Source organism: Anaerococcus sp. Marseille-P3915, from assembly GCF_900258475.1.
GTDB lineage: Bacteria > Bacillota > Clostridia > Tissierellales > Peptoniphilaceae > Anaerococcus > Anaerococcus kampingae.
Map to the genome: position 1 here is coordinate 1,091,998 of NZ_LT984887.1, position 23,081 is coordinate 1,115,078.

20 protein-coding genes and 1 tRNA gene are annotated in these 23,081 nt (G+C 35.4%); 1 reads left to right on the forward strand and 20 read right to left on the reverse strand.

Translation table 11 applies throughout. From position 1 onward, the window contains the following. Positions 1-72 precede the first annotated feature (72 nt). The 18 genes from C8269_RS05350 to C8269_RS05435 all read right to left on the reverse strand — a co-directional run bounded on the left by C8269_RS05350 (position 73) and on the right by C8269_RS05435 (position 18,531). Entirely contained in the window at positions 73-1,005 is a 933-nt protein-coding gene (locus tag C8269_RS05350) for a 2-keto-3-deoxygluconate permease (RefSeq protein WP_106460709.1), read from the reverse strand. An 80-nt stretch (positions 1,006-1,085) separates the two neighbouring features. Then, positions 1,086-1,161, reverse strand: a tRNA-Val gene (locus C8269_RS05355). 81 nt (positions 1,162-1,242) lie between these two features. Beyond that, on the reverse strand, positions 1,243-2,253 hold the full coding sequence (gene yiaK / locus C8269_RS05360; protein ID WP_106460710.1) for a 3-dehydro-L-gulonate 2-dehydrogenase: 1,011 nt from the start codon (positions 2,251-2,253) through the stop codon (positions 1,243-1,245). Beyond that, on the reverse strand, positions 2,237-2,872 hold the full coding sequence (locus C8269_RS05365) for a hypothetical protein (RefSeq protein ID WP_106460711.1): 636 nt from the start codon (positions 2,870-2,872) through the stop codon (positions 2,237-2,239). Before C8269_RS05365 ends, yiaK begins: the two co-directional genes overlap by 17 nt. Continuing rightward, the gene (locus C8269_RS05370) at positions 2,872-4,998 is read right to left on the reverse strand and encodes a hydantoinase/oxoprolinase family protein (protein WP_106460712.1); all 2,127 of its coding nucleotides are present in this window, start codon (positions 4,996-4,998) and stop codon (positions 2,872-2,874) included. Before C8269_RS05370 ends, C8269_RS05365 begins: the two co-directional genes overlap by 1 nt. A gap of 8 nt (positions 4,999-5,006) precedes the next feature. Continuing rightward, positions 5,007-6,314 carry a citrate transporter gene (locus C8269_RS05375; protein ID WP_106460713.1) on the reverse strand — a complete coding sequence of 436 codons (1,308 nt, stop codon included), beginning with the start codon at positions 6,312-6,314 and terminating at the stop codon, positions 5,007-5,009. 201 nt (positions 6,315-6,515) lie between these two features. Continuing rightward, positions 6,516-7,406 carry a DUF4349 domain-containing protein gene (locus tag C8269_RS05380; RefSeq protein WP_106460714.1) on the reverse strand — a complete coding sequence of 297 codons (891 nt, stop codon included), beginning with the start codon at positions 7,404-7,406 and terminating at the stop codon, positions 6,516-6,518. Between the two features lie 70 nt (positions 7,407-7,476). Next, positions 7,477-8,148 carry an NAD(P)H-hydrate epimerase gene (locus C8269_RS05385; RefSeq protein WP_106460715.1) on the reverse strand — a complete coding sequence of 224 codons (672 nt, stop codon included), beginning with the start codon at positions 8,146-8,148 and terminating at the stop codon, positions 7,477-7,479. After that, positions 8,135-9,118: an ATP-binding protein gene (locus tag C8269_RS05390; protein ID WP_106460716.1), complete on the reverse strand. Its 984-nt coding sequence runs from the start codon at positions 9,116-9,118 to the stop codon at positions 8,135-8,137. Before C8269_RS05390 ends, C8269_RS05385 begins: the two co-directional genes overlap by 14 nt. Before the next feature lies 1 nt (position 9,119). Further along, positions 9,120-9,860: a DnaD domain-containing protein gene (locus C8269_RS05395; protein WP_106460717.1), complete on the reverse strand. Its 741-nt coding sequence runs from the start codon at positions 9,858-9,860 to the stop codon at positions 9,120-9,122. Beyond that, the gene (locus tag C8269_RS05400; RefSeq protein WP_106460718.1) at positions 9,841-10,395 is read right to left on the reverse strand and encodes a GNAT family N-acetyltransferase; all 555 of its coding nucleotides are present in this window, start codon (positions 10,393-10,395) and stop codon (positions 9,841-9,843) included. The genes C8269_RS05395 and C8269_RS05400 overlap by 20 nt, the downstream gene beginning before the upstream one ends. After that, on the reverse strand, positions 10,388-11,719 hold the full coding sequence (dnaB, locus tag C8269_RS05405) for a replicative DNA helicase (RefSeq protein ID WP_106460719.1): 1,332 nt from the start codon (positions 11,717-11,719) through the stop codon (positions 10,388-10,390). The genes C8269_RS05400 and dnaB overlap by 8 nt, the downstream gene beginning before the upstream one ends. Continuing rightward, complete coding sequence (gene rplI / locus C8269_RS05410) at positions 11,719-12,168, reverse strand: 50S ribosomal protein L9 (protein ID WP_106460720.1); 450 nt, start codon at positions 12,166-12,168, stop codon at positions 11,719-11,721. Before rplI ends, dnaB begins: the two co-directional genes overlap by 1 nt. Then, positions 12,146-14,155, reverse strand: a complete 2,010-nt coding sequence (locus tag C8269_RS05415) for a DHH family phosphoesterase (RefSeq protein ID WP_106460721.1) — start codon at positions 14,153-14,155, stop codon at positions 12,146-12,148. Before C8269_RS05415 ends, rplI begins: the two co-directional genes overlap by 23 nt. After that, complete coding sequence (locus C8269_RS05420) at positions 14,145-15,044, reverse strand: DUF2232 domain-containing protein (protein WP_106460722.1); 900 nt, start codon at positions 15,042-15,044, stop codon at positions 14,145-14,147. The genes C8269_RS05415 and C8269_RS05420 overlap by 11 nt, the downstream gene beginning before the upstream one ends. Before the next feature lie 148 nt (positions 15,045-15,192). Next, positions 15,193-16,014: a c-type cytochrome biogenesis protein CcsB gene (gene ccsB, locus C8269_RS05425; protein WP_234025836.1), complete on the reverse strand. Its 822-nt coding sequence runs from the start codon at positions 16,012-16,014 to the stop codon at positions 15,193-15,195. Next, positions 16,007-17,278, reverse strand: a complete 1,272-nt coding sequence (locus tag C8269_RS05430) for a cytochrome c biogenesis protein ResB (RefSeq protein WP_106460723.1) — start codon at positions 17,276-17,278, stop codon at positions 16,007-16,009. The genes ccsB and C8269_RS05430 overlap by 8 nt, the downstream gene beginning before the upstream one ends. A 44-nt stretch (positions 17,279-17,322) precedes the next feature. After that, positions 17,323-18,531: an ammonia-forming cytochrome c nitrite reductase subunit c552 gene (locus tag C8269_RS05435; RefSeq protein WP_106460724.1), complete on the reverse strand. Its 1,209-nt coding sequence runs from the start codon at positions 18,529-18,531 to the stop codon at positions 17,323-17,325. Between the two features lie 150 nt (positions 18,532-18,681). Here C8269_RS05435 and C8269_RS05440 point away from each other — a divergent pair, with 150 nt between their 5' ends. Next, a complete protein-coding gene (locus tag C8269_RS05440) occupies positions 18,682-20,826 on the forward strand; it encodes a metallophosphoesterase family protein (RefSeq protein WP_106460725.1) in 2,145 nt (714 codons plus the stop codon). A 20-nt stretch (positions 20,827-20,846) separates the two neighbouring features. Here the strand turns inward: C8269_RS05440 and C8269_RS05445 are convergent, their stop codons facing one another. Together C8269_RS05445 and C8269_RS05450 are read right to left on the reverse strand one after the other, a co-directional pair. Further along, a complete protein-coding gene (locus C8269_RS05445) occupies positions 20,847-22,319 on the reverse strand; it encodes a DUF1846 domain-containing protein (RefSeq protein WP_106460726.1) in 1,473 nt (490 codons plus the stop codon). Between the two features lie 75 nt (positions 22,320-22,394). Next, positions 22,395-23,048 carry a sugar transferase gene (locus C8269_RS05450; protein ID WP_106460727.1) on the reverse strand — a complete coding sequence of 218 codons (654 nt, stop codon included), beginning with the start codon at positions 23,046-23,048 and terminating at the stop codon, positions 22,395-22,397. Positions 23,049-23,081 lie beyond the last annotated feature (33 nt).

Sequence of the window (23,081 nt, forward strand, 5' to 3'; positions counted from 1 at the left end):
AAAAGGCCTAGTGCAGTATGAAAAAAGCCATCATTTAATGACGGCGTTTTTCATTCATATTTTGCACTAGGCCTATTTTTTATTATTCATTTCATATACTTTTTTAACTAAAATTGGTGTAACAATAGATGTAATAACAACACCAAAAGCAATTGCTGCAGTTGAATTTGCTTTATATATTTCAAGGCTTGGATTAGTTGCTGCAATTATAGATGGTATAGATACACTCATACCAGCAATTGAGTTCATAGCAATAGAGTTTTTGCCGCTTAATTTTAGCACTTTTCGCTCGAAAATAAAGGATATAGGTAATAAAACTATATAAAAAACCATAGCAAGCAAAATACCTGTAAAACCAGACTTGGCTGCTTCTATAATATTAATACCATAACCAAATGACCATCCCATAAGTGGAAGACTTAAGGCCAAGCCAGGTTTCATAAATTCTCCAAACTTCTTATCAATATTACCTAAAATAAGTCCCAAAACTAGGGGGATGAGTGTTGAAATGATATTCATCCAGTTAATAGGTGAGGATTGAATTAAGCCAAAGAGCAATAGCGGATAAGCTGGTGTACACATTATTGCAAGGATGCCAAAGCCAGCCTGATCAATGGCTGAGCCATATTCTCCCTCGAGTGCCAAATATAGGGAAGGATTGGTTGAGGCAAGGCCTACAATTATAGCAAGGGTAGATAGACCCAAGATTCCATCTAATCCAAAAAATTTAAAATATAAAAATCCAAATCCAATAACTATAGCTGTTTTAACTAGGGCTAGAAGGCCTGTTCTTTTAAAAACTTGGCCAAGTGTTTTTAAATCAATTACAGCTCCTGAGCAAAAGCAGGTGAAGGCAATAATATAAGTAAGCCCATCTTTTGTAAGCAAGGCCTGGGTCATACCTCCAATCATAAATAGATTAGGTGCTAGGGTATAAATAATAGCTGAAATCAGCATTGGAACAAGCAACAAACCACCAGGAATTTTTTTCATAAAATCCATCATAAGCTACTCCTTAAGTTTTATTTAAGAGATAGTAAATAAAAAAATACCCTTGGCCAAGCCAAGGTGGTCAATATCTCTTATGGTGGGAAGTACTGGGCTTGAACCAGCGACCTCCACGATGTCAACGTGGCGCTCTTCCAGCTGAGCTAACTCCCCATGTATATATTATAATAACATTTAAATATAGATTTGTCAAAATAATTGGTCTGGCACAATTATTATACCAGACCTTCCTACCTATCTTCCTAAGTTTTCTACTTCCTTAAAGATATTATCATCTACTTCAATTCCTGATTCTAGGTTTTTATTCTTTCTTAAAATTAGACCCTGACCAGGATATCTTGGGATTTTGCCCTCTTCTATTGGATGGGCATATGCAATTCTTTCTTTTATCTTCCTTATGGTCGCTTCATTTTCTTCCTTGGTTGAAAATATTTCTGGATCCATAGCTATAAATATTTGTGAGCAGCCTGTACAGTTAAAGGCATCATCATCGTCCATATGGTAGGTTGACTTACCATTTGACAAAAGGGCTGCCATGGTATCTAGGGCAATTCCAAGTCCTGATCCCTTCCAATATCCTATTGGCAAAAGCCTTCCTGTTTCTTCTATCTTTGCTGGGTCATCTGTTATATTCCCATTAGAATCATAGCCACCTGGATAAGGTAATTTCTCTCCCTTTAGCCTTGTAGTTTCAAGCTTACCGTAAGAATACAATGACACAGCCATGTCCAGGCAAATATTGCCTGTGTCAGATGGAATGGCAATTCCTACCGGGTTATTGCCTAAGCTTAGCTCATCAGAACCCCAAAGAGGCAAGACTGATTCTGTATTAGTCCAGCACATTCCAATTAGACCCTTATCAGCTATCATTTCCCCATAGGCTCCGCCACGCATCCAATGGGTGGTGTTTCTAAGGCTAACCATACCTATTCCATGATTTTGGGCAAGGTCTGTCACCCTTTCTACGCAGGCCATGGCATTAATAACACCAAAACCAAGATTTCCATCATAGACTTCACAGGCTCCCTTGGCTTTTTTAAGCTCAATCTCACCATCAAGATTAATAAGACCATCATTTATAAATTTAACAAGTCTAGGAATCCTATTAAGTCCATGTGAATTAACTCCCTTTAGGGTTGAATCGGCGTGAACTTCGGCCATGATTTCCGCTCTTTTTTCATCTACCTTATTATTTATTAGGGCAGCTTTTATGGTTTCCTTTAACATTTCATAAGATACTTTCATCTTTTTCTCCTATAAGTTTATTAAATATGATTTCTTCTCCATTATAAGCTCTGGCTAAAAAATAATCTAAAAGTGCAGGATTAAAGTCCAAATCTAGAAATTCTTTAGCAAAAACCATAGCCCCTATTTCACTAGGGGACTTTAGTTTTACTTTCTTTTTAATAAACCCAAAAAGCTTGTAACTTACATAGATATTATCTGTGATAAGCCTATCTTCTTCAAGCTTGTGATATATTTCATGGCAAGTTATAATCTCCTTAGGACTTACTTTGGAAAAAATTTGCTTATCTTCCTTTGCCATTTCATCTTCAAGGATTTTTATATTATCCTTATGAAATATTATCTTATTTGGACTTTCAAACAGAGCTAGGTCATATAGATTGAAGATATTTTGGCTAATGCCTTCTTCAAATACTAGGCCGTATTTATTTTTAAGGTCAGAAAGGCCAATCTTTTGCTCTTTCAACTCTTTGGCACAAAGACTAGCACAATGCATACTTTGCCTTATTATTTCATCCGAATTTTCTATCCTGTCCTTAAAAACATCAGCTTTTAAAAGATAGAAATAATAGAAATAATCATCTAACTTTAACAAACTTTTTAATTTTTTATCTTCCATTAAAGATCGTTTTTGGCTCCGACTAAGATTATATCTTCGTTTCCTTCTCTTAGTGATAGTTCTGAATCAAGGAGCATATTTAGCTGGTCTAGGCTTGTTAGGCCTTCAAAGTCTACGATTTTCGCACCTACACATAAGTAGAGGTCTGGGTTTAGCTTGATATCAGACTTAAAGACTGCAAGATCATTCCACATATTGCCAGCAAGAGTTCTTGCTCCACCAGCTGTAGCTTTTGCTGCTACTGCATCTGCTCTTTGAAGCTTTATGAAGCCCTTCTTATCAATAGCTCTAAGCTCTTTCTTGTTACCTTTTTGACTTGTATAAACTCTGAAGAATTCATTTTCTGTTTCTTTGTTGATTTGACTCTTTTCAACTCCAAAGCTTTCAGCAACTAGGTCTAGGGCCTCTTCTTCGGTGATTTCCTTAGAGAGGTCTTGACTTGCTATTTCTGTTGATCCTGTTGCTATGGCACGGACCTTGGATGTTTGCTGGTCAATTTCTATTTGAATTTCTACAGATTCTGGTGTTGCTCCTGATTTGATTACTTGATCGGTTGCTTCATTTCTTAAATCTATTATATCTTCTCTAGTTGGTTGAGGGATTACTCTTTCTACTACATCCCTTACCATAGCTAGAGCTACACCGATTGATGATATAATCTCTGCCTTATCTGCTAGGGTGTATGGAACTCCAAGTTTGTCAGCTGCAAATGGTAGGAGGACTTTTGCTCCACCGCCACCACCGACTATGGTTGTTTGAGATTCTTCTACCCTATACTTATCCATAAGGTCTAATATTACTTCATTTGTGGTTTTGGCTGCATCATCAAGCACTGCCCTTGCAGCGTCATCTCCACTCATACCCAAGAATTTACCAAGGACTTCGAAGCATCTTTTTGCTGATTCTGGATTTCCATAAGAATAGTCGCCTTCTTCGATAATTCCTAGGGCATTTGCTGCACAGGTTGTAGTAAGGGCGTAATCTTTGCCATTGGCCCTGATTGCTATATAATCTGCTGGGTCTCCCTTTGTTGGTGATAATTGAATTACTTCTGGATTTTCAAATTCCTTAGGATCAGTGAAGACTACATAAGGAAGGTTGGCTATGTGGCAAGATCTTGGGCCTACTTTTACAATTTTCCCATTGTTAGCTCTTATCATTGATCCACCAGCAACACCTACTGTCCTAACGTCCATGGAGTTTACCATAGTTCTTTGACCACCAACTACCGCATAATCTATCATTGGTCTACCATTTTTGATAACTCCTATGTCTGTAGTTGTTCCGCCTACCTCAAAGAAAATACCATTTGATACCCTCAGGTACATAAGAGCTCCGACTGTCGATGCAGCTGGTCCTGAAAGCATGGTTAGTACTGGCCTATTTCTCATCTCTTCGATATCCATTACGCCGCCATCTCCACGCATTATCATAAGGGGTGCTCCTATTCCTGCCTTCTTTACCGCATCTTCTGTTGAATCTGCAGTAGAAATCATCCTTGGAAGGATTGAGCCGTTGATTACGGCTGTTCTTGTTCTTCTAGTTAGGCCGTATAGTTTTGAAATCTCACTTGCTGCACAGACTTCTATGCCCTTTTCCTTGCCAAGTTCTTTGATAAGAAGCTCTTCATCCATTCCATCAACACCAAAGGTTTTTGATGCTGCTATTACTCCACATCCTTCAGCGATTAAATCATCCATTAGCTTTGATACTAATTCTCTTGAAAAATCTTTCCTATTGACAAACCTATAGGCAGTTGTGATTTTTCTTTTGCCTGATTCATCTAGGACTATGTCCTTAATTTTACCTTGAATTTTAGATAAAAATCCTACAAGGCCTCCATCAGCAATTCCGATCACTCCTACCTTGGCTACATCTCCTTCAACTAGGGCATTTGTAGCTTGGGTTGTGGAATGAGCAATGAAAACCACTTCATCACTTGATATATTATTTTCGGTCAGACATTTTTTAAATGATTCTATTACACCAGCACTTACTCCCAGCTCATGGTCGTGGGTTGTTGGAATAATACCAACTCCTACTATTTCATAAGTCTTATTATCTATAGCAACTGCCTTTGTATTAGTACCACCAACATCTATACCTACACGTATTTGTTTACTCATATTTTCTCCTATCTACCAAAGAATACAAAAACTAAAAATAAATTTATAGCTGTGATCAACCATGCCCAAGGTAGACCAGTTTTCATAAAATCTTTGACACTTACCTTACTGTAGTTTAATGCCCACAAGTTCCAAGACTGAGTTGGACAAGCAGAAAGGTTCATAGCTATGGTTGGTACATACATGAGAGTAAATAAGAAGGCTGTTGGGAAATCTCCTAAAGCATTTAAAACTCCTACTGTTGCAGCACCTGCACCAAATATTGTAAGTGGTCCCCTAAATAGGCCAAGTGGCGCCATAATCATAAAGGCTATGGCAAGGCCAAGGGTTGTTGTTGGCAAGATATCTCCTAGGATTGGGTCAAAGAAAGGAGCTGCTATACCAGAAATCTTATTAAACATTGGAAGAATAAATAAGAAACCTAATAGGGAAGCAACATCTATTACACCTTCATAGAAGGTAGAAGATATTATTCTTGACATCTCTGACCAAGACCTACCAATCATCTTACAAGTAGCAAGTCCAAATACAGCTCCTACTATAAAGGCAGGAATTGTTGGCACCTTGAAGGCTATTGATAAAAATGTTGGGATAATAGGAGTAAATAAAGCATACCATGGTACCCTATCCATATCATTAGCCTCATTTATGTCCACTCCCCAGGCCTTTCTCTTTCTTCTTCTTGATGAAGCAAAGACCTTCATATAAGTAAATAGCATTATTCCTATAACAACAAGTTGGACTGCCATTGCAGCAAAGGCCCAGCTTATGTATTGATCTGAATAGGTCATATCTTCAAAGATAGCCTGCATTTGACTAAATAAAACCGGGTTAAGGTACATACCACTACCAACACTCATAAGATAAGCTGAAACCGCCAAGAACTTTGGCACACCAAGGCTAAGTAGGATAGGTAAAACAATAACACCTATAGCTACAACAGCACCAGCACCAAAGGTTGCTGTAAAAATGATACCGGTTACAAGAGATAAAAGAAGGGTAACAATAAGGGGATCATCTCCACCCAACTCTGTTACAGACTTTATAAGCTTGCTTGCTATGCCTGTATCTACCAATATCTTACCAAACCAAGAACCAAAGATAACATTAACCGCCGTAGCGCCCCATGATTCTGGTCCCTTTTGCAAAATTTCTGTCATTCCGTCTGTAAGACTTATTTGACCACCCACTATACAAAGACCAAGCCATAAAACAGCCATGACAAAGAAACCAGTCATAAGGTTTCCGCCCTTGGCTGCATATACTGCAAGCCCTATATAGGTGATAATCAAAAGAATACCAATGATTAAATCCATATAATCCTCCTATATATTTTATAATTCATTTTAATTATAACTAATTAGTTAAGATTAGTCAATCTTTTTAAATTAGAAATAAGAATTACTATGTTTAATAGAATATACTTTTATTCTACTAATATTTTAAAATAATAAGAGGCTTTATCCTTTTGTATTAAAGAAAATAAGCCTCTTATCTTAAGTGTCAAAATTTTAAAATTACTTTTTTGACTTAAATTTTTTTCTTAGCTTATAAAGTCCAAATCCTAAGGCCAAGATAATTATTATAAATGGCCAATACAAGAAAAATCCTACTATGACCTGAGAGAAAAATTCCTTGACAAGGCCAATAGAATCTCCCATTGCTTCCTTTATCCTAGATCCTAGGTCAGGATTGTTGGAATTTCTATTATAAGAATATACTTCATTTATGCCTACATTATAGGTATCGTAGGTCACCCTATCTTTTAGGTCAGCCTTTGCTTTTTTGAGATTATCTATTTCCCCTTGGGTTTCTATAATCTTGGCATTAATAACAAGGGTATCCTCTATATTATTAGAATTTTCCAAAAGCTCATTAAATTTTTCCAGCTGTTTTTCCTTTATTTCTAAATCCTTATCTGCATCCCTAAATGACTTTTCTAAGTTGTTAGAGTTTTTGGAAACATTTATAGTTTTACCCAGGCCTTCTAGGGTCTGGTCAAATTTTTCAGCACTTTCTTTTGGAATTTTTATGGTAAGTTCAGTGTTTCTTAAGTCCCTATCTTCATTGGTCCTATTAAAATATGTTGACTCAATTTCTACAAAACCTTCTAGCTTTGCTACTGATTTTTTTATAGTATCTAGGTCCTTATCATAGGATGTAGTTTCAAGATCAATATATACAAATCTTTCTATATAATCATTTGAATCATCTGATAGGTCTGACCCTTCTCCATAATCCACGGCCTCATCTTTTGCCATATCAGCATATCTAGGATCATCAATTTCTGGTCTTGCCTCGTCTGCATATTCATTTGCAAGGTCTGCTTCACTATTATCTGGCTTCTGGCTAGCACAAGATATGAGGGAAAAAAGACATATCAATATTAGTAAGAAATTCTTTTTCATAGGATCCTCCTCTTTTCTTTTACTATACTAGCGTGGCAAACGATTGCAAAGGAAGATGAAAATAAATAATTTAATCAACTAGACCATACAAAACTGAATCTATGGCCTTTTGTGGGATGCCTATGTCTTCAATTACGCATTTTTTCTTATAGATTTCTCTTTCATAGATGCCCTTTTTCATCAGCTGCATAGTTACTATTAGGTCGCTATCGACCACTTCGCCTAGGTCCTGGCCAGTACTTGCATCAAGGCCTGATGGTATATCTATTGAAATTTTATATTTCATTACATTGTTGATGATAGATATTACTGTGGCGTATATTCCTGTGACTGGCCTATTTAAGCCCGTACCAAAGATGGCATCTACAATTAGATTGACATTATTTAGGCGTCTTTCCATCTCTTCTAAATCTTTTATGCTTTGAACATAAAATATCTCTTCGCAAAGCATCTGGCAAGATTCTAGATTTAGGCGGAATTCTTCACTTGCCTTTTCTAGATCGCCAAGTATATATATTTCTACATCCTTGTACCTAGCTAGGAGATTTCTCGCTAGGGCTAGGCCATCTGCCCCGTTATTTCCTACTCCGACAACTATTGCAAAGTATCCAAATTTGTTTAGATTAATGTGCTTAAGTACAGCTAGACTTGCCCTTTCTACAAGGCTTAGGGCTGGTACTTTTAGCACATTTATAGCATAAGAGTCGATTGCTCGCATTTTTTCTTTATCAACTAAAATCATAATCTGTCCCCTTTAGTCTAAGATCTTCCCCAAATATTTCATAGGTCTTTGAATTATTACCCAATATTCTAGAAAATATTCTAGGTCCATAAATCTCTTCTATTAAGGCTTCATCGAGATTGGATGATAGAATTATTGGTAGATTCTTATTCATCCTCTCATTTACAACATCAAATAGGTTTGATTGGTCGGTTGACCTGTGGGTTTCTGCGCCTAGGTCATCTATTATTAGAAGGTCACATTCAAAGATTAGGTCGTATTGGTTTTCCAAATTTCCCCTTCTATCTTCAAAGGCCCAATAGTAATCATTTAAAAATTTAAAAAGTTTGGTTGATGTCATGTAGACTACTGAATAATTCCTATCCAATAGCTCTTTGGCTATGGAATTTATCAGGAAAGTCTTGCCTCTGCCTACTTTCCCTTGGATATAAATATTTCCGCTTTGTCTATCAAAATTGTCTATATATTTCCTTAAATCAGCTAGGATCATCTGCATATTTTCATAGGGGCTTATGTTTGCATATTCTGGATAAGGATTTTTGGAAAATAAATTGATATTAAAGGTCTTAAAATTTTCCCTATTTATGACTTGTCTTATGCCAGATCTTTTATAATTCTCATCTATTATGATTTGAGACCTGCATGAGCAAATTTCATTGCCCACAAAGCCTGTATCCTTACAGAGTGGATGGAAATATTTTTCCTCCATGTAATCTACAGGGAAGCCTGCCTTAAGGAGCTCTTTGTGTTTTTCTCCTATTAAATTTTTAAGCTTATCTTCATTTGCCTTTGTGTCTAGGCCTTCTGCTGCTAGTCTTATACTATCAAAACCTACTTGCTTGATTAGCTTATCTAGAGCTCTTATCTTTGGGATTTTGTCATAGACTTCGTTTATAGCCTCTTCTTGGCGTCTTTTATTTTCTCTACGTCTTTCTTGTAAGATTAGACTTGCTTTTTCACTAGCCTTCATATTAGTCCCTCTGATTTCTCAATCTCTCTAGTCTTCTAGCCCTTGCTGTTTGGGCAAGATTGTCGTTATCATTTCCTACATTTGAATCAGATTTTTTCCTATAGGTTCTTACTGTTCTGGATTTTTTAAGCTTGTTACGTTCTTCCCTCATCCTGAGCTCATTTAGGCTATTTATGCCTTGATCTCTCCAGGTTTTTAGATAGCCCATTACATATTTTACATCTACGTTATTTGCTTCTCTTGCCTGTCTAAAGGCTTCTGTTACAAGCTCTGGATCTTGGTCATATTCTCCCAATGTCTCGTGGATCCTTGTTATGTCTGCTGGAGTGAGCTGCCTATCTATTATTCTTTCGATATTTTCAAACATGATTGACTTTCTTTGAGCCTTGTCAAAGTTTAGTTCATTGTCATTTGTAGGCTCGCTTTCTCCAAAATACATCTGCCTTAGGGAGATTATTTCTATAAAATTTGTCCCATCTGAGGCCTTTTTTTCTCTAAAGATGCCCATATTTATCCAAAAATTAACGGCTTTTTCAAATCTTTCATCATCAAAGCTTAACTGTCTTTTAATCTTTGCTACATCGACTGTGCCATCATTATATATATCCTTATAAATTAGGAGATAAACCTTGATAGCATCGCCATCTGCCATCTGAAGATAAGTATTTAAAAACATATTCTCAAAGGGGGTGGTGCCCATATCCAGTTTCAGTTCTTGCATTTCAAAGTTCATTATATTCATCCTTACTTATTTTCATATTCATTATCTTTGAATAGATTAGGCCCTTGGACATCTCAAAATATCTCTCATCTAAGTCTATGGCTTGGTTTTCAAAGACTTCTCTCGTGTAGGAGGTCTTTTTAAAACCAGCCTTCTCGTAGGCCTTTATCGCCCTTTCATTAAAGAGGTTTACATCTAAATAGAGGGTCCTATATCTCATTTCTTCAAAAAATACTACAAAGATTTCTCTTATGGATTCGTATCCATAGCCGCAGGATACGTAATTTGCATCAAAGACTATGCCTAGTTTGGCTCTTTTTAGGATTGGATTTATATTTTTAAGGCCGATAAAGCCTATAAATCTGTCATCTTCTTTTCTTCTGACTGCAAAATATCTCTTGTTTGGCATGTTTATATTGCCATACCAAAGCCTTAGCTCAAAGTCTGTGAGGTTGCCATAATTGTAGCCTATAAGTCTTGGGTCGGAAAAATTGCCCCAATTTTTTAGTTCTAAGGCACTTTCTCTATCTATTTTATCTAAATATATTCTAGGCATTTTCATCCCTGTGGCTTAAATTGATGAAGGTGGTGCATGGCTTGTTGAAATACAAATCAACTGTACCAGTTGCTCCGTTTCTGTGTTTTGCAAAGATTAGCTTGGCTATGTTTGGCTCTACCTCTTCATCATAATAATCTTCTCTATATAGGAGCATTACAACATCGGCATCCTGCTCGATGGCGCCTGATTCTCTCAGGTCTGATAGGATTGGCTTATGATCTGCTCTCTTATCTGCCTCTCTTGATAATTGGGCAAGGGAAAGTATAGGACAATTTAGTTCCTTGGATAAGGATTTTAGGCCCCTTGATATGGATGCTATTTCATTTTGCCTATTTTCTTGTCTACCATCAGCTTGCATTAGCTGGAGATAGTCTATTACTACTAAATCAAGTCCCTTTTCTGCCTTTAGCCTTTTTAGTTTTGATTTCATTTCTGATAATCTTATGCCTGGGGTTTCATCTACATAGAGGTCTGTTTCTACTATTTTTTTGGTAGCATCTATTAGAAGTGTCCAATCATCATCTCTTATAGATCCATTGATTATTGATTCTAGGCCTACTAGGCTTACCATTGATAAGAGTCTTTGGTTTAGCTGATAGATTGACATCTCTAGAGAGAAGAAGGCTACAGATTTGCCTGCCTTAGCAGCATTCCACGCCATGGTTAGTCCAAGGGCAGTCTTACCCATAGCTGGTCTTGCAGCTAGTAATATTAGTTGGGAACTTTGGAGTCCCGAAAGTTTGTTATCTACAGCTTCAAGTCCTGTAGCAACTCCCGTTATTCTCCCATCTGCCAGGGTTAGTTCGTTGATTTGTCGTAGGGTATCATCCATGGTGTCTGCTACCCTTACTAGACCTTGGGAGTGGTTATCTTGTGATATCTCAAATATCCTATTTTCGGCACTAGCTAGGATGTCTGAAACATCATCGCTTTGCCTGTAGGATTTTTCTATTATATCTTCACTGGCCCCGATTAGACTTCTTAATAAGGATTTGGCCTTGACTGTTTTACAATAGGTGTCAATATTTGGAGTATAAAATGAGGAGAGGGTAATCTCAGTGATAAACTCCTCCCCTCCAACTTCTTGTAATATATTTTCGTTCGACAATTGAGATATAAGGGATACTACGTCTACCTTGATGTCTTTTTCAAACATGGTGACTATAGTCTTATATATCCTCTGTGTCCTTGAATCGTAAAAGTCTACAGGTTTTATTATTTGATTTGCACTATCAAAGCTTTCATTTTTCTTTAAAATACAGCCTATGATAGCCTGTTCTGATAAGAAGTCATAAGGTAGTGGCCTTAAGCCATCTGTCATTATTCTGCCTCAGCTACCACGTTTACCTTAAGGTCTGCATTTACTCCTTCATAAAGTCTAGCGTTTAGTACGAATTCACCTACTCCATCGATTTTTTCGATTTCTTCGATTCTCTTTCTATCTATTTCGATTCCTTCTTTTGCTAGAGCTTCAGCAAGGTCTTTGTTTGTTACAGAACCAAATAGCTTTCCATCTTCTCCTACTCTTACCTTTTGTTCGATTGTTAGAGCTTCGATTTTTTCCTTAAGTGCTTCAGCTTCTTTTCTATTTTCAGCTTCTTCTGCCTTAAGTTGTTCTCTCATTTTTTCAAGTTCAGCCATATTATCTTTTGTTGCCTTTACAGCTAGGCCTTGTGGATCAAGATAGTTTCTAAAATATCCTGGCTTTACATCTACTAGGTCTCCCTTTACTCCAACTCTTACAATATTATCTGTTAGTATTACTTTCATTTTCTTCTTCCTCTCTTAAATATTCTTTTATTGCTTTTCTTAACATTTTTTCAGCATTTTCCATGCTCATCTCTAATTGGGTGGCTGCGGCTGTTAAGTGTCCGCCACCCCCAATGCGCTCTAGTATTAATTGTACCGATATATCGCCTAAGCTTCTACCTGATATGTGAATTTTATTGTTAGCCCTTGTAAGTACAAAGCTTGCGAGTACTCCCTTTATATTAAGAAGATCATCTGCAGCCTGGCTTGCAATAAGGGTAGAACCATCTATTTCCCTATTAAAGTGGGCAATAGCTATAAAATCCTCGACTATGACAGAATCTGCTATTACCTCTGACTTATATTTTACAATTTCAAAGTCATCTTTAAACATTCTTTTTATATATACTGAGTCAGCACCCCATCTTTTTAGGATTGAGGCTGCCTCAAAGGTTCTTACACCTGTTTGGTAGACAAAGTTTTTAGTATCGACTGTTATACCTGCAAGTAGGGATTCTGCTACAGCAGTTCTTGCCTTAAAGTTTTCATCTAGATAAGATAAAATCTCTGTAACAAGCTCTGATGCCGATGATGCGTAAGGCTCTATATAAGAAACTGTGGCATTTTTGATATAATCCTTACCCCTTCTGTGGTGGTCTATTATAAATATATTATCAGTCATATCCAGAAGTTTTGGGCCTTCTGTAGAATTTTTTCTATGGTTATCTGTAACTATTATAAGGGACTGGGAAGATATTCTTCTTAAAGCTTCATCTTCAGTTAGAATATTATCCTTTAGCTCGCTAAGCTCATCTATAACCCTCGCATACATATTTTCTATAGGCTTTGTGACTTCATTTAGGATAATATAAACCCTCTTATTTATCGACCTTGCACCTTCATAAACACCAAGTGCTGACCCAAATGAATCCATATCAGGATTATTGTGGCCCATAACATAAATATCAGGGCTTGATTCCATCATTCTCTTTAGTGATTGGGAAATGACCCTTGATCTAACTTTAGAGTTTTTTTCAATTGCCTTAGTTTTTCCACCATAGTACTCATAATTATCTTCAAGTTTGACTACAGTTTGGTCTCCTCCACGAGATAGGGCAATATTTATAGCATCTCTTGAATCAGAATATATGTCAGATGGCTTTTCTCCAGCAAGGCCAACACCTATTGAAAGGGTTGGCGGAATGGAATTGCCCTTGCTTATATCCCTGACCTTATCTAAAATCGAAAATTTATCATCACGAATTTCTTTATAATCCTGATACTCACTTATAATCATGAACCTGTCATTTTCATATTTCCTAATTAGGCAATCATAAGCTTTGAAATATTCATTAATCACCCTATCTATTTCACCTAATACCTGAGCTCTTTGGTCAGATTGGGCAGAATTTCTTAGGTCATCATAATTATCTATAAAAACAGAATAAAAAACTAATCTTTTTGCCTTAAAAAGTTTTTTGATTGACTCATCATAAGTATTATCTATTCCATATAAGAAGGTTTGATTACTATCATCACCCTCATTAAAAATTGTAGAATAATAAAATTGAATAATCTTATCAGCTATATTAACATTTTGTGATTGTTTAATTTCCTCATTATCAAATTCTATTTCCGCAAAGTCAGGTATAATTGAATCGATGCTCTCGCCAATTAGCTTATGGTTTGGGAATAAGTCCCTAAAAAATGAATTATGCCATTTTATTTTTCTATTTTCTTCTAAAATAGCAATTGGAAATGGCATTTCAAATACTACATTTTTGGTAATGGAATCAAATGAAAAGCTGATATTATCAACATACTTCTGCAATTCCTTATCCCTTGTAGAATTTATGTTTTTCAAAAAGAAAAACAAAATAATACAAACAAGTATTCCTACAGCACCTAGGGTCTTATTATAGTAAAAAACTATTAGGGATGCAATTAGAGGAAAGGCCAAAATCAAGATTAAATTAGATCTACTAATAAATTTTTCATTATTTCGCATTTTTCCTCCTTGATCTAAAATCTATAAATATATCTGCAAAACCAAAAAATAATAGTGGAATGAAGATAACTTGAAATAAAATTATCATAAAAAACCATTGAAAGGCTCTTGTCAAAGGCAGACTAGATTTTTTAAGCATGTAGTCAAAAAGACTTAGGCCGTTTGCTACAAGTATTATCATGCTAATAAATATGAGGTTTGAAAGTATATAAGTTCTCTCTATATTCATAAAGCTAGCAAGAAAATATATGATTACAAAGATAAGAGTAAGTCCTAATAAATCCTTAAACTCTACCCTAATTTGGTCAAGTTCTTTTATATCTTCTACCCCCTTATCCATAAAGGATAAGTAATTTCTAATAAGTTTGATAGAAAGGACTGAATAAACCATGACTATCATAGAAATTAGAGAAGGATATAAGGCTACTGCCTTCTTGTAAATATCAAGGTCAAACCTATATGAATAAGAACTTTCGACCACTTGTTTAAAATCTAGTGCCATTTTATCAATAGTAAGCTTATTTTCTATCATTTCTATCTTAAATAGAAAAATAAAAACCAAGCTTATAAGGACAAAGGCCAAAAATATTTGATATTTGTCTGGTATCTTTAAGCTAATTAAGATTACAAATATTAGCCCTACCAAAACTAAGGGGATATAGCTAGTATTTATTTGCTCTATATTTAAAAATACCAAGGCACTTATATAAGTAAACCCCACCTTTACTAAGGCGGATAAGAAGCCATCCCTGAAGGATGTAAGGGCAAGTACCACTGGAATTAAAGCCATAAATATCAGGCTATATCTAGATAAGTACAGACTGATAAGGCTCAGGCAAGCAATAAATATAGCTCCTGTAATCTTATTTACGCTTTCTGTTAATGTCATAAAATCTCCATATAAAAATTTAGCAATTTTTACTATTATACTGTACTTTAAATTCCTATTTTAACAATATTTATAAAGGCTAGACTTGCCAATATATATTAAAAATATTGACAAAGTCTAGCCGATTTTTAAAGTTATTTATTTTTTTCTAAGCGTAGGAATGTAGGGATGGAATAAAGGTATTTACGCCAATATAAGTGAAAACTACACATATAAAGCCAACTATAGCAAAGATAGCTGCTCTTTTTCCTTGCCAGCCTCTTGACCTTCTTAGATGTAGATAGATGGCATAGATTATCCATGTGATGAAGGACCAAGTTTCCTTAGGATCCCAAGCCCAATACCTACCCCAGGCTGATTCTGCCCAGATGGCACCAGTAATCATAACCATACTCAAAAAGATAAAACCAAAGGCAATAATCCTATAGGCAATCTCATCTAGCTTTTCCTTTTCAGCTATGCCTTTATTAAAGGCATTATCTGAGAATTTATCTCTTAAAAGATACATAGCAGAAATACCAGCTGCAACAGCAAAGGCACCGTAGGAAAGAATTGCAAGAGTAACATGGATTGCAAGCCACTTGCTATCAAGGGCTGGCATTAGAGGTCTGATTGTCTTATCTCTCATAGCTGCATAGCCGATTATTAAAAATAGAATCGGACTAACAAAGGTACCCATAGCTAGAAGTTTATACTTCTTTTCAAAAATTAAATAGCAAAGGGCTATTCCCCAGGCAAAGGCGCTTGCAAATTCGTATTGGTTGGAAAGTGGGAGCCTTCCAGCATTTATAGTTCTTACAATTATAGCGAGGGTGTGGGATATAAAGGCGACCATCATGATATTTTTGCCTATTATCCCCCATTTTTCTGTCTTATTTACAAATAATATTATAAATAGAAACATGGCAATCAAATAGCCAAACAAGGCTAGGTAGAAAAGTAAATTTTCTATATTTAATAAATTAATCATATTTTTCTTCTCCAATAATTTTTTCTAATTTTTCCTTAGATATCTTATCTTTTTTGGCATATTTTACGAATAGATAAGAAAAGTCGTCATCTTCTACCAGGATAAAATCCCTTGGATTGATGTAGAAGGATAGGAAGAGTCCAACCATTAGTAAGCCTGCTCCTATGAGGGCAATATTTTTACCTGGGTCATGGGCCACTTGCAAGAGGGTAAACATCTGAGGGTTATCAATCACAAAGCTATACTCTTCCCATTTGATAGGCTCTCCTGGGTGGTTAAGGCCCATATCTACCCTTTCTCCATCATAAAATATAGCATACAAAGCTACAGGATGATGTAAAAATGGTGACTTAGTTCTAGGTTTCATCATACTAGTTTCATCAAAGTCTGGATAAAAATCTACAAATTGTAGGGCGATTTTTTTATTATCAGCTATAAAGAAGTCACCCTTATAAATGAGTTTTTCTTCAAAAAACTTTTTATCCTTAAATAATTTAGCCTCATAGGCCCAGCCTGTTGAATTTTGGTAGATATTGAATCCATCAAACCTAAAAGGCTTATTTACCATGGTGAGGCCCTCATCAAGTTTTTTATTATCCTTATCAAGGACTTCTAAACTTGTTATATATTGGTCAACTGTATAGTCTTCTCTAAATAAAACATCGTATTGGTTAATTTTAATCTTTTTATCAGAATTTTGAAGATCTAGGATACTTCCAGGTACTCCATGTACAAATTCATCAAAGCCCTTGTAGCGACCAAAGGCGAAGGCTAGAATAATTATGATTATCGATAGATGGGTAAGCCATGAGCCCAAATGTCCTATCTTGCCATCAAACTTATAATAAACTTTTTTCCCATCGATTTCAGTTTCTTTTGGGCTTTTGACCTTTAAGATTTCAAAAATATCAGAATCTTTTTTTATCTTTTCAAACTTCTGATAATTCTTTAGCCTTACTTTTATATCTGGATCTTTAAAGGATTTTTCAAAAATTATCTTGAAGCGGTTTATGCTACAAAATAATAAATTTACCAGCAAAAGAAGGGTTAATAAAATATACCACCAAGACGAGTAAACCTTGTCAAAATCACATAAAATTATGATTTTCCCAAAAGATGGATAGGCTTCAAGGTAGAATCTTGGATCATTTCCTTGAGGAATTAGGGTCCCAATAATAGATGTCAGGGCTATTATTATTAGTAAAATAATCCCAGTCCTCATGGAATAGAAACTTTTTATAATTTTTTTTATAATTTTTTTCATTTTTTATCCTCAAAGTAAAAGGACTCTGTGGGAGTCCATTACTTTTATTCATATTTACTTAAAATTTCCATGCCTTGGTCTACTAGAGCTTCGGCTTCATCTAAGTTTTTATGAGCTTTATTTGAGTTATGGAAGCCTTCACCATTTTCTACCCAAACAAAATCCCATTTAAACTGAGCGTGTCTGTGAATCTCGTGTAGTTTATCCTTATCTTCTTTTGATAAGTCGCCTTTTTCGACATGGCTTGCAAATAGGTCAATGAATTTTTTAAGCTTATCGCTTACTTCATTTGTCCTATCATATACACCTTGCTGAACTTCTTCAACCCAAGCAATCATATCATCTTCACTCTTACCAGCGTGGCAAGATAGGCAAGAATTCTTGATTGTCTCTTTGGATTTAAGTGGACTTGTCCAGTGGTGAGATTTAAATTTATTGCCCTTTTCATCTTCTACTATTGGCATGTGACAATCTATACAAGAAAGTCCTGCAGCATCGTGGACTGATCCCATAAAGGTTTCAAACTCAGGGTGTTGGGCCTTAAGTAGTCCTGTGCCTGTAGCTGGGTGTTCCCAATCATTAAAGTCAATTTCATCGTAATATTTTAGCATATCATCAGTTTCAAAACCGTACTTATAAGGTAAAATTACCTCTTTAGTTTCTGGATCTAGATAATACTCTACGTGACATTGGGCACAAGATAGGCTATCAACCTTGGCATTGTTAGAATTGACCCTACCTTCATCAATTTGTTTTCTAAAGTGTTCTCTTGTTACCTGGACTGTACCGATATCATCCATATGGCAATCATAGCAAGAAATAGTCTGCATTCCAGGATGGTCTTTAACAAACTGATCAAAATCCATGCTATTTACATCTATGCCATCTTTTTCAAGGGCAGCTACAAAGTCAGCACTCTTACAAGCAAGACAAGATGCACCTGGCTTAGGTCTTTCGGTATTTATGGCATCTTCTAGAGCATATGTATGGCCCCTTGCCCTGTCGTATTGTTTGGCAAAGACATAACCATCATAAAATTCTCTAAGATTAGGATGAGCTTCTAGATAGTCAACTTGGACAGAACCACCAAATTTTGTTTCGCTCATATCTGCATTGGCCTTATATGTGGCAAAAACGCCTGGATATGTATCTTTGTAATCTTCTGCTGTTTTTATTTCTTTATCTTGTGAACATGCACTAAGGGCAAGCAGAAGGCCTGAGGCTATAAAAACCTTTGCAATTTTCTTAAACATATGGGCTCCTTTCATAATTTCAAATAATACTTCTTAATATTATTATAAACTATTTTGTTACAATATACAAGAAAGTTTTTTATAAAGCTAAAATACATTTTATTCTAGGCCTAAACAGGTATAATAAAGGAACAATAAGAGGAGTAAAGGATGACAAATTTACAAACAAAAAACTATGATCTATCAATCATTTCTGATCCTCACGTTATAGATCAAAGTTTAATTGCAGATACTGAAAATTTAAGAAAAGAATTAAAAATAGAAAGAAAACTTGTAGTTGAGAGCGAGTACTTATTTAAAAAATCCTTGGAAATGGTGGATAAGGTTGCCAGTAAATTTTTAATCCTTTCTGGAGATTTGACCAAGGAAGGAGAATACCTAAGCCACAAGAAGGCTGCTAGTCTTATTGATGAATGGAAAAACAAAGACAAAGATCGCAAGGCCTTTATAATACCAGGTAACCACGACATAAATTCCAAAAAGGCCTACGATTATAAAAATGATGGCCCTGCCCAAATGACTAGTCCAAGAGACTTTGAAGAAATTTATAAATCTATCTATGAAGATGATTCTATATTAGAATTCTATAAGGATAGCCCAATTTTTAAAGCCTATCTAGCAGATGTAAACGAAAAATACAAGAGGGATGATAAATATTCCTACTATGCAAATGGCTATCTATCATACGTTGCAAGGGTTAAAAAAGATTTTAAATACGAAAATGGCCTAACTATCATCATGATTGATAGCTCAATTTACGCTGCAGATAAGGAACAAAAACACAGGGATGGGATCTGCAATGTAGTAGGATCTATCTCAAAAGAACAACTAAGGTGGATTGCCGATAAGATTGATGAAGCCAAGGCCCGCAAGGATATGGTTATAGCTGTAAGTCACCACGCCTTTATCCCTAATTTTAGAAACCAAGAGCTAGTATTTTCTCCATTTATAATCAAAGAATACAAGACTAAGATAGAAGATAGAGACCCTAGATTAAATAATAAAACTCCTATAGAAGTCTTAGCTGATAATGGTATAAAATTCATCTTCACCGGCCACTTACACGAAAATGGTACAGCTAAGTTTACCACAGAAGAAGGAAAGCTTATCTACAATATACAAACAGGATCAACCATAACCTATCCCCTACCAATCAGACACCTAAAGATAGTAAACAAAACTGGTGAAAGCCATGGTTTTGAAATTTCTGTAAAGACCGAACTAATTAGGGACTTTTCCTTTGTAGATGAAAAGAATGAGAAAAAATTTGTAGATGATGCCACAATCTACACTCTCGAAAATCAATTGTCCCTAAAGGAAGTAATATCAAATTATATAAGAATCCAGGCCAACAATCCAAAGCTTGAGGACCTAGATATAAAAAAGGAAATAATCAAGCAAATAAATTCCAATATGGATACCAAGCTTCCTTATAATAATTATATGGATGCCTATGTTTTTCCAAAAATAAGCCGCTTTTTCCCAATGAGAAAGCCTTTTGTGGGCAAAATCGAACTAATAGAAAAAAATGGCAAGCACAAAATTTTAATAAAGGCCATTGGCAATAGGATTCACATAAAATCTGATAATATAGAACTAGCCCTAGATGAGATTTTTAAACAGATAGATAAGAAAATCCTCTATCCACCCCTTCTTATTTATTTTATAGAAAAAATCTTAACAAAAGAATTTAAAATGCCTATAGATAGCAAGGGCCACACCTTCTATGATTTTGCCAACTACATCTACCAATATCGTTCTACAAATAATGATAGGCCTGACTATGTGGATGCCATGATAGCTAGGCTTAATGATAAGTTTTACAATATTATCAATGAACTAATTGATTATGCGGCAGATGAGATAAACGAAGCCTTTGACTATGTTACAAGCCATATAGTTTTTGAGATTGATGGATCTAAGGATAAATTCTACGATACTCTAATCCAAACTGAAGGAATCACATCCAATATTTTTTATAAACACATGAGGTCAAAGGTTAATAATCTAAGAGATTTCCTAGATTTCTTCTCAAGATTTATCACAAAAAAAGCACACATAAATGGTGTAGACCTTGCCAAAAAAATTGCCCACTCCCATTCTATAAGGAAGGTCAAGATGGATGTAAGTGATATGATGTTTGGCCAAAGATCTCTCCGTAAATTTATCACTGATATGATTGGTGAAATGAGTGAGGATATGGCAAAGATATACCAAAATGATCAAGATAATGATGTAGATTATTATTTCAACTATATAGAATACGATGATTTTGAGACAAAAAAAGACTCCTAAGCTTAGCTTAGGAGCTATTTTTATCTGTAATCTTCTTCTGAAAAATCAGGATCTTGGGTGAAATTTAGGCCTAGTTTTCTAAGCATAGATTTTTGTGAATCATTTAGAATGACTGTTGAATGGGCATCTAGTCCCTTAAGTTTACCAATTTGCTTAATTGCCATGTGAGTTAAAGGATTAGTTGTCGCTGAGATTGAAAGAGCTATTAGCATTTCATTTACAGAAAGACTTGTCTCATCACTACCTAGCTCTTTTGTCTTTAGACTTGATACTGGCTCTATTATATGAGGAGAGATAAGTAAAATTTCATCATCAAGGCCTCCAAGCTTCTTAAGGGCATTTAAGATGCATGCTGCTGGAGCTGAAAGAAGGTTTGATTTCTTGCCTGTGATTATATTGCCATCTTCTAGTTCAATAGCAAAAGCATCACTTCCTGCTCTTTTAGCTCTGTCTCTTGCGGCTAGGGCTACTTCCCTATCATCTGGACCTATCTCCATCTGGCTCATTAACATTTGAATCTTTTCTAAAGTATGGACAGGGACCTTGGCTAGTCTGTAATCAACCAGGGTATTGTAGTATCTTCTGATAATTTCTGCCTTAGAAGCCTCACTTGCCTCATTTTCATCTACTATGCAAAAGCCTACCCTATTTACTCCCATATCTGTTGGAGATTTGTATGGTGATGATCCCATTATCTTTTCAAACATCTTTTTTAAGATTGGGAAAGCCTCTACATCCCTATTGTAGGATACGGCTGATATGCCATAGGCCTCAAGATGGTAAGGATCTATCATATTTATATCATCAAGGTCTGCTGTTGCTGCTTCGTAGGCCATATTAACTGGATGTTTTAAAGGTAAATTCCAGATTGGGAAGGTCTCAAATTTGGCATAGGCAGCATTTACTCCCTTTTCATGGTCAAGATACATTTGTGATAAGCAGGTTGCCATCTTTCCTGAACCAGGACCAGGACCAGTAACTACTACTAGGGGTCTTTTGGTTTCGACATGGTCATTTTTACCAAAACCATCTTCTGATATAATTGTGGCCAAATCATTTGGATAGCCTTTTATATCATAAGTTTTATAATTTTTAATACCTAAGTTATCAAGGTATTTAATGTATTTCTTGGCCTTTTCTTGTTCTTCATATTGGGTAATCACAATGGCAGATACCAAAAATCCAAAATCTTCGAGGGCACTTTTAAGCCTTATTGCCTCTGTATCATAAGAGATACCGTTATCTCCCCTAATCTTTGAGCTTTCTATGTCTTTGGCATTTATTGTTATGATTATTTCTGTCTTATCTTTAATATTTAGAAGCATTCGTAGTTTACTATCAGGCAAAAATCCTGGCAATACCCTAGAAGCATGAGCATCATCAAAGAGCTTGCCTCCAAATTCTAGGTAGAGCTTGTCAAAGTGGCTGATTCTTTCAAGAATTTTTTCTGATTGTTCTTTTATATATTTATCGTTATCAAAAGCTAATTTCATCCTTACCTCCATTTATTACTTAATGATTATACCAAGTTTTTCTCAAAAAAAAATAAGACGTAAAAATTTTACGCCCTATTCTGTTATTATTGTTTTTGCAGTGTTTAGCAAGATTAAGATATCATTTTTGATTGAAAGATTTTCTATATATTTTAATTTTAGGTCAATTTTTATAGGCAAAATCTTTTCTAAATAAATTTTCTCACTAGCTTCTATTGAATTATAATAGTCACTTTCGTTTCTAAATTCTATAGAGGCGTAGTCTGTAATTCCAGGTCTTACGGCAAAGATTACATCATAATAATTATCGTAGAGACCTACCATCTTTGGTGTCTCAGGTCTTGGTCCAACTAAGGACATATCTCCTGCTAGTACATTAAAAAACTGTGGCAATTCATCTATCTTCCATTTTCTTAAAAAGCCACCCACCCTTGTGATACGCGGGTCATTTTTGACTGTGAGGTTGTCAAGATTTTTGTCTGCACCAACCATCATGGTCCTAAATTTGATAATGTAAAATGGCTTTTTGTCCTTGCCAAGTCTTTCCTGCCTATAAAATACAGGGCCTTTAGAGTCTAACTTGATAGCTAGGGCAATTATTCCCACCGGTATCAAGATTAGAATTATCACTAGTAGTGAAATCAAAATATCAAAGAGCCTTTTGAAAAATAGGCTGATTTTTTTATTATTCAGTTTTTGATATATTAAATCTTCATTAATTTTTTTCACTTTTATCCTCAAATTTTGAAATCTCTCAATATT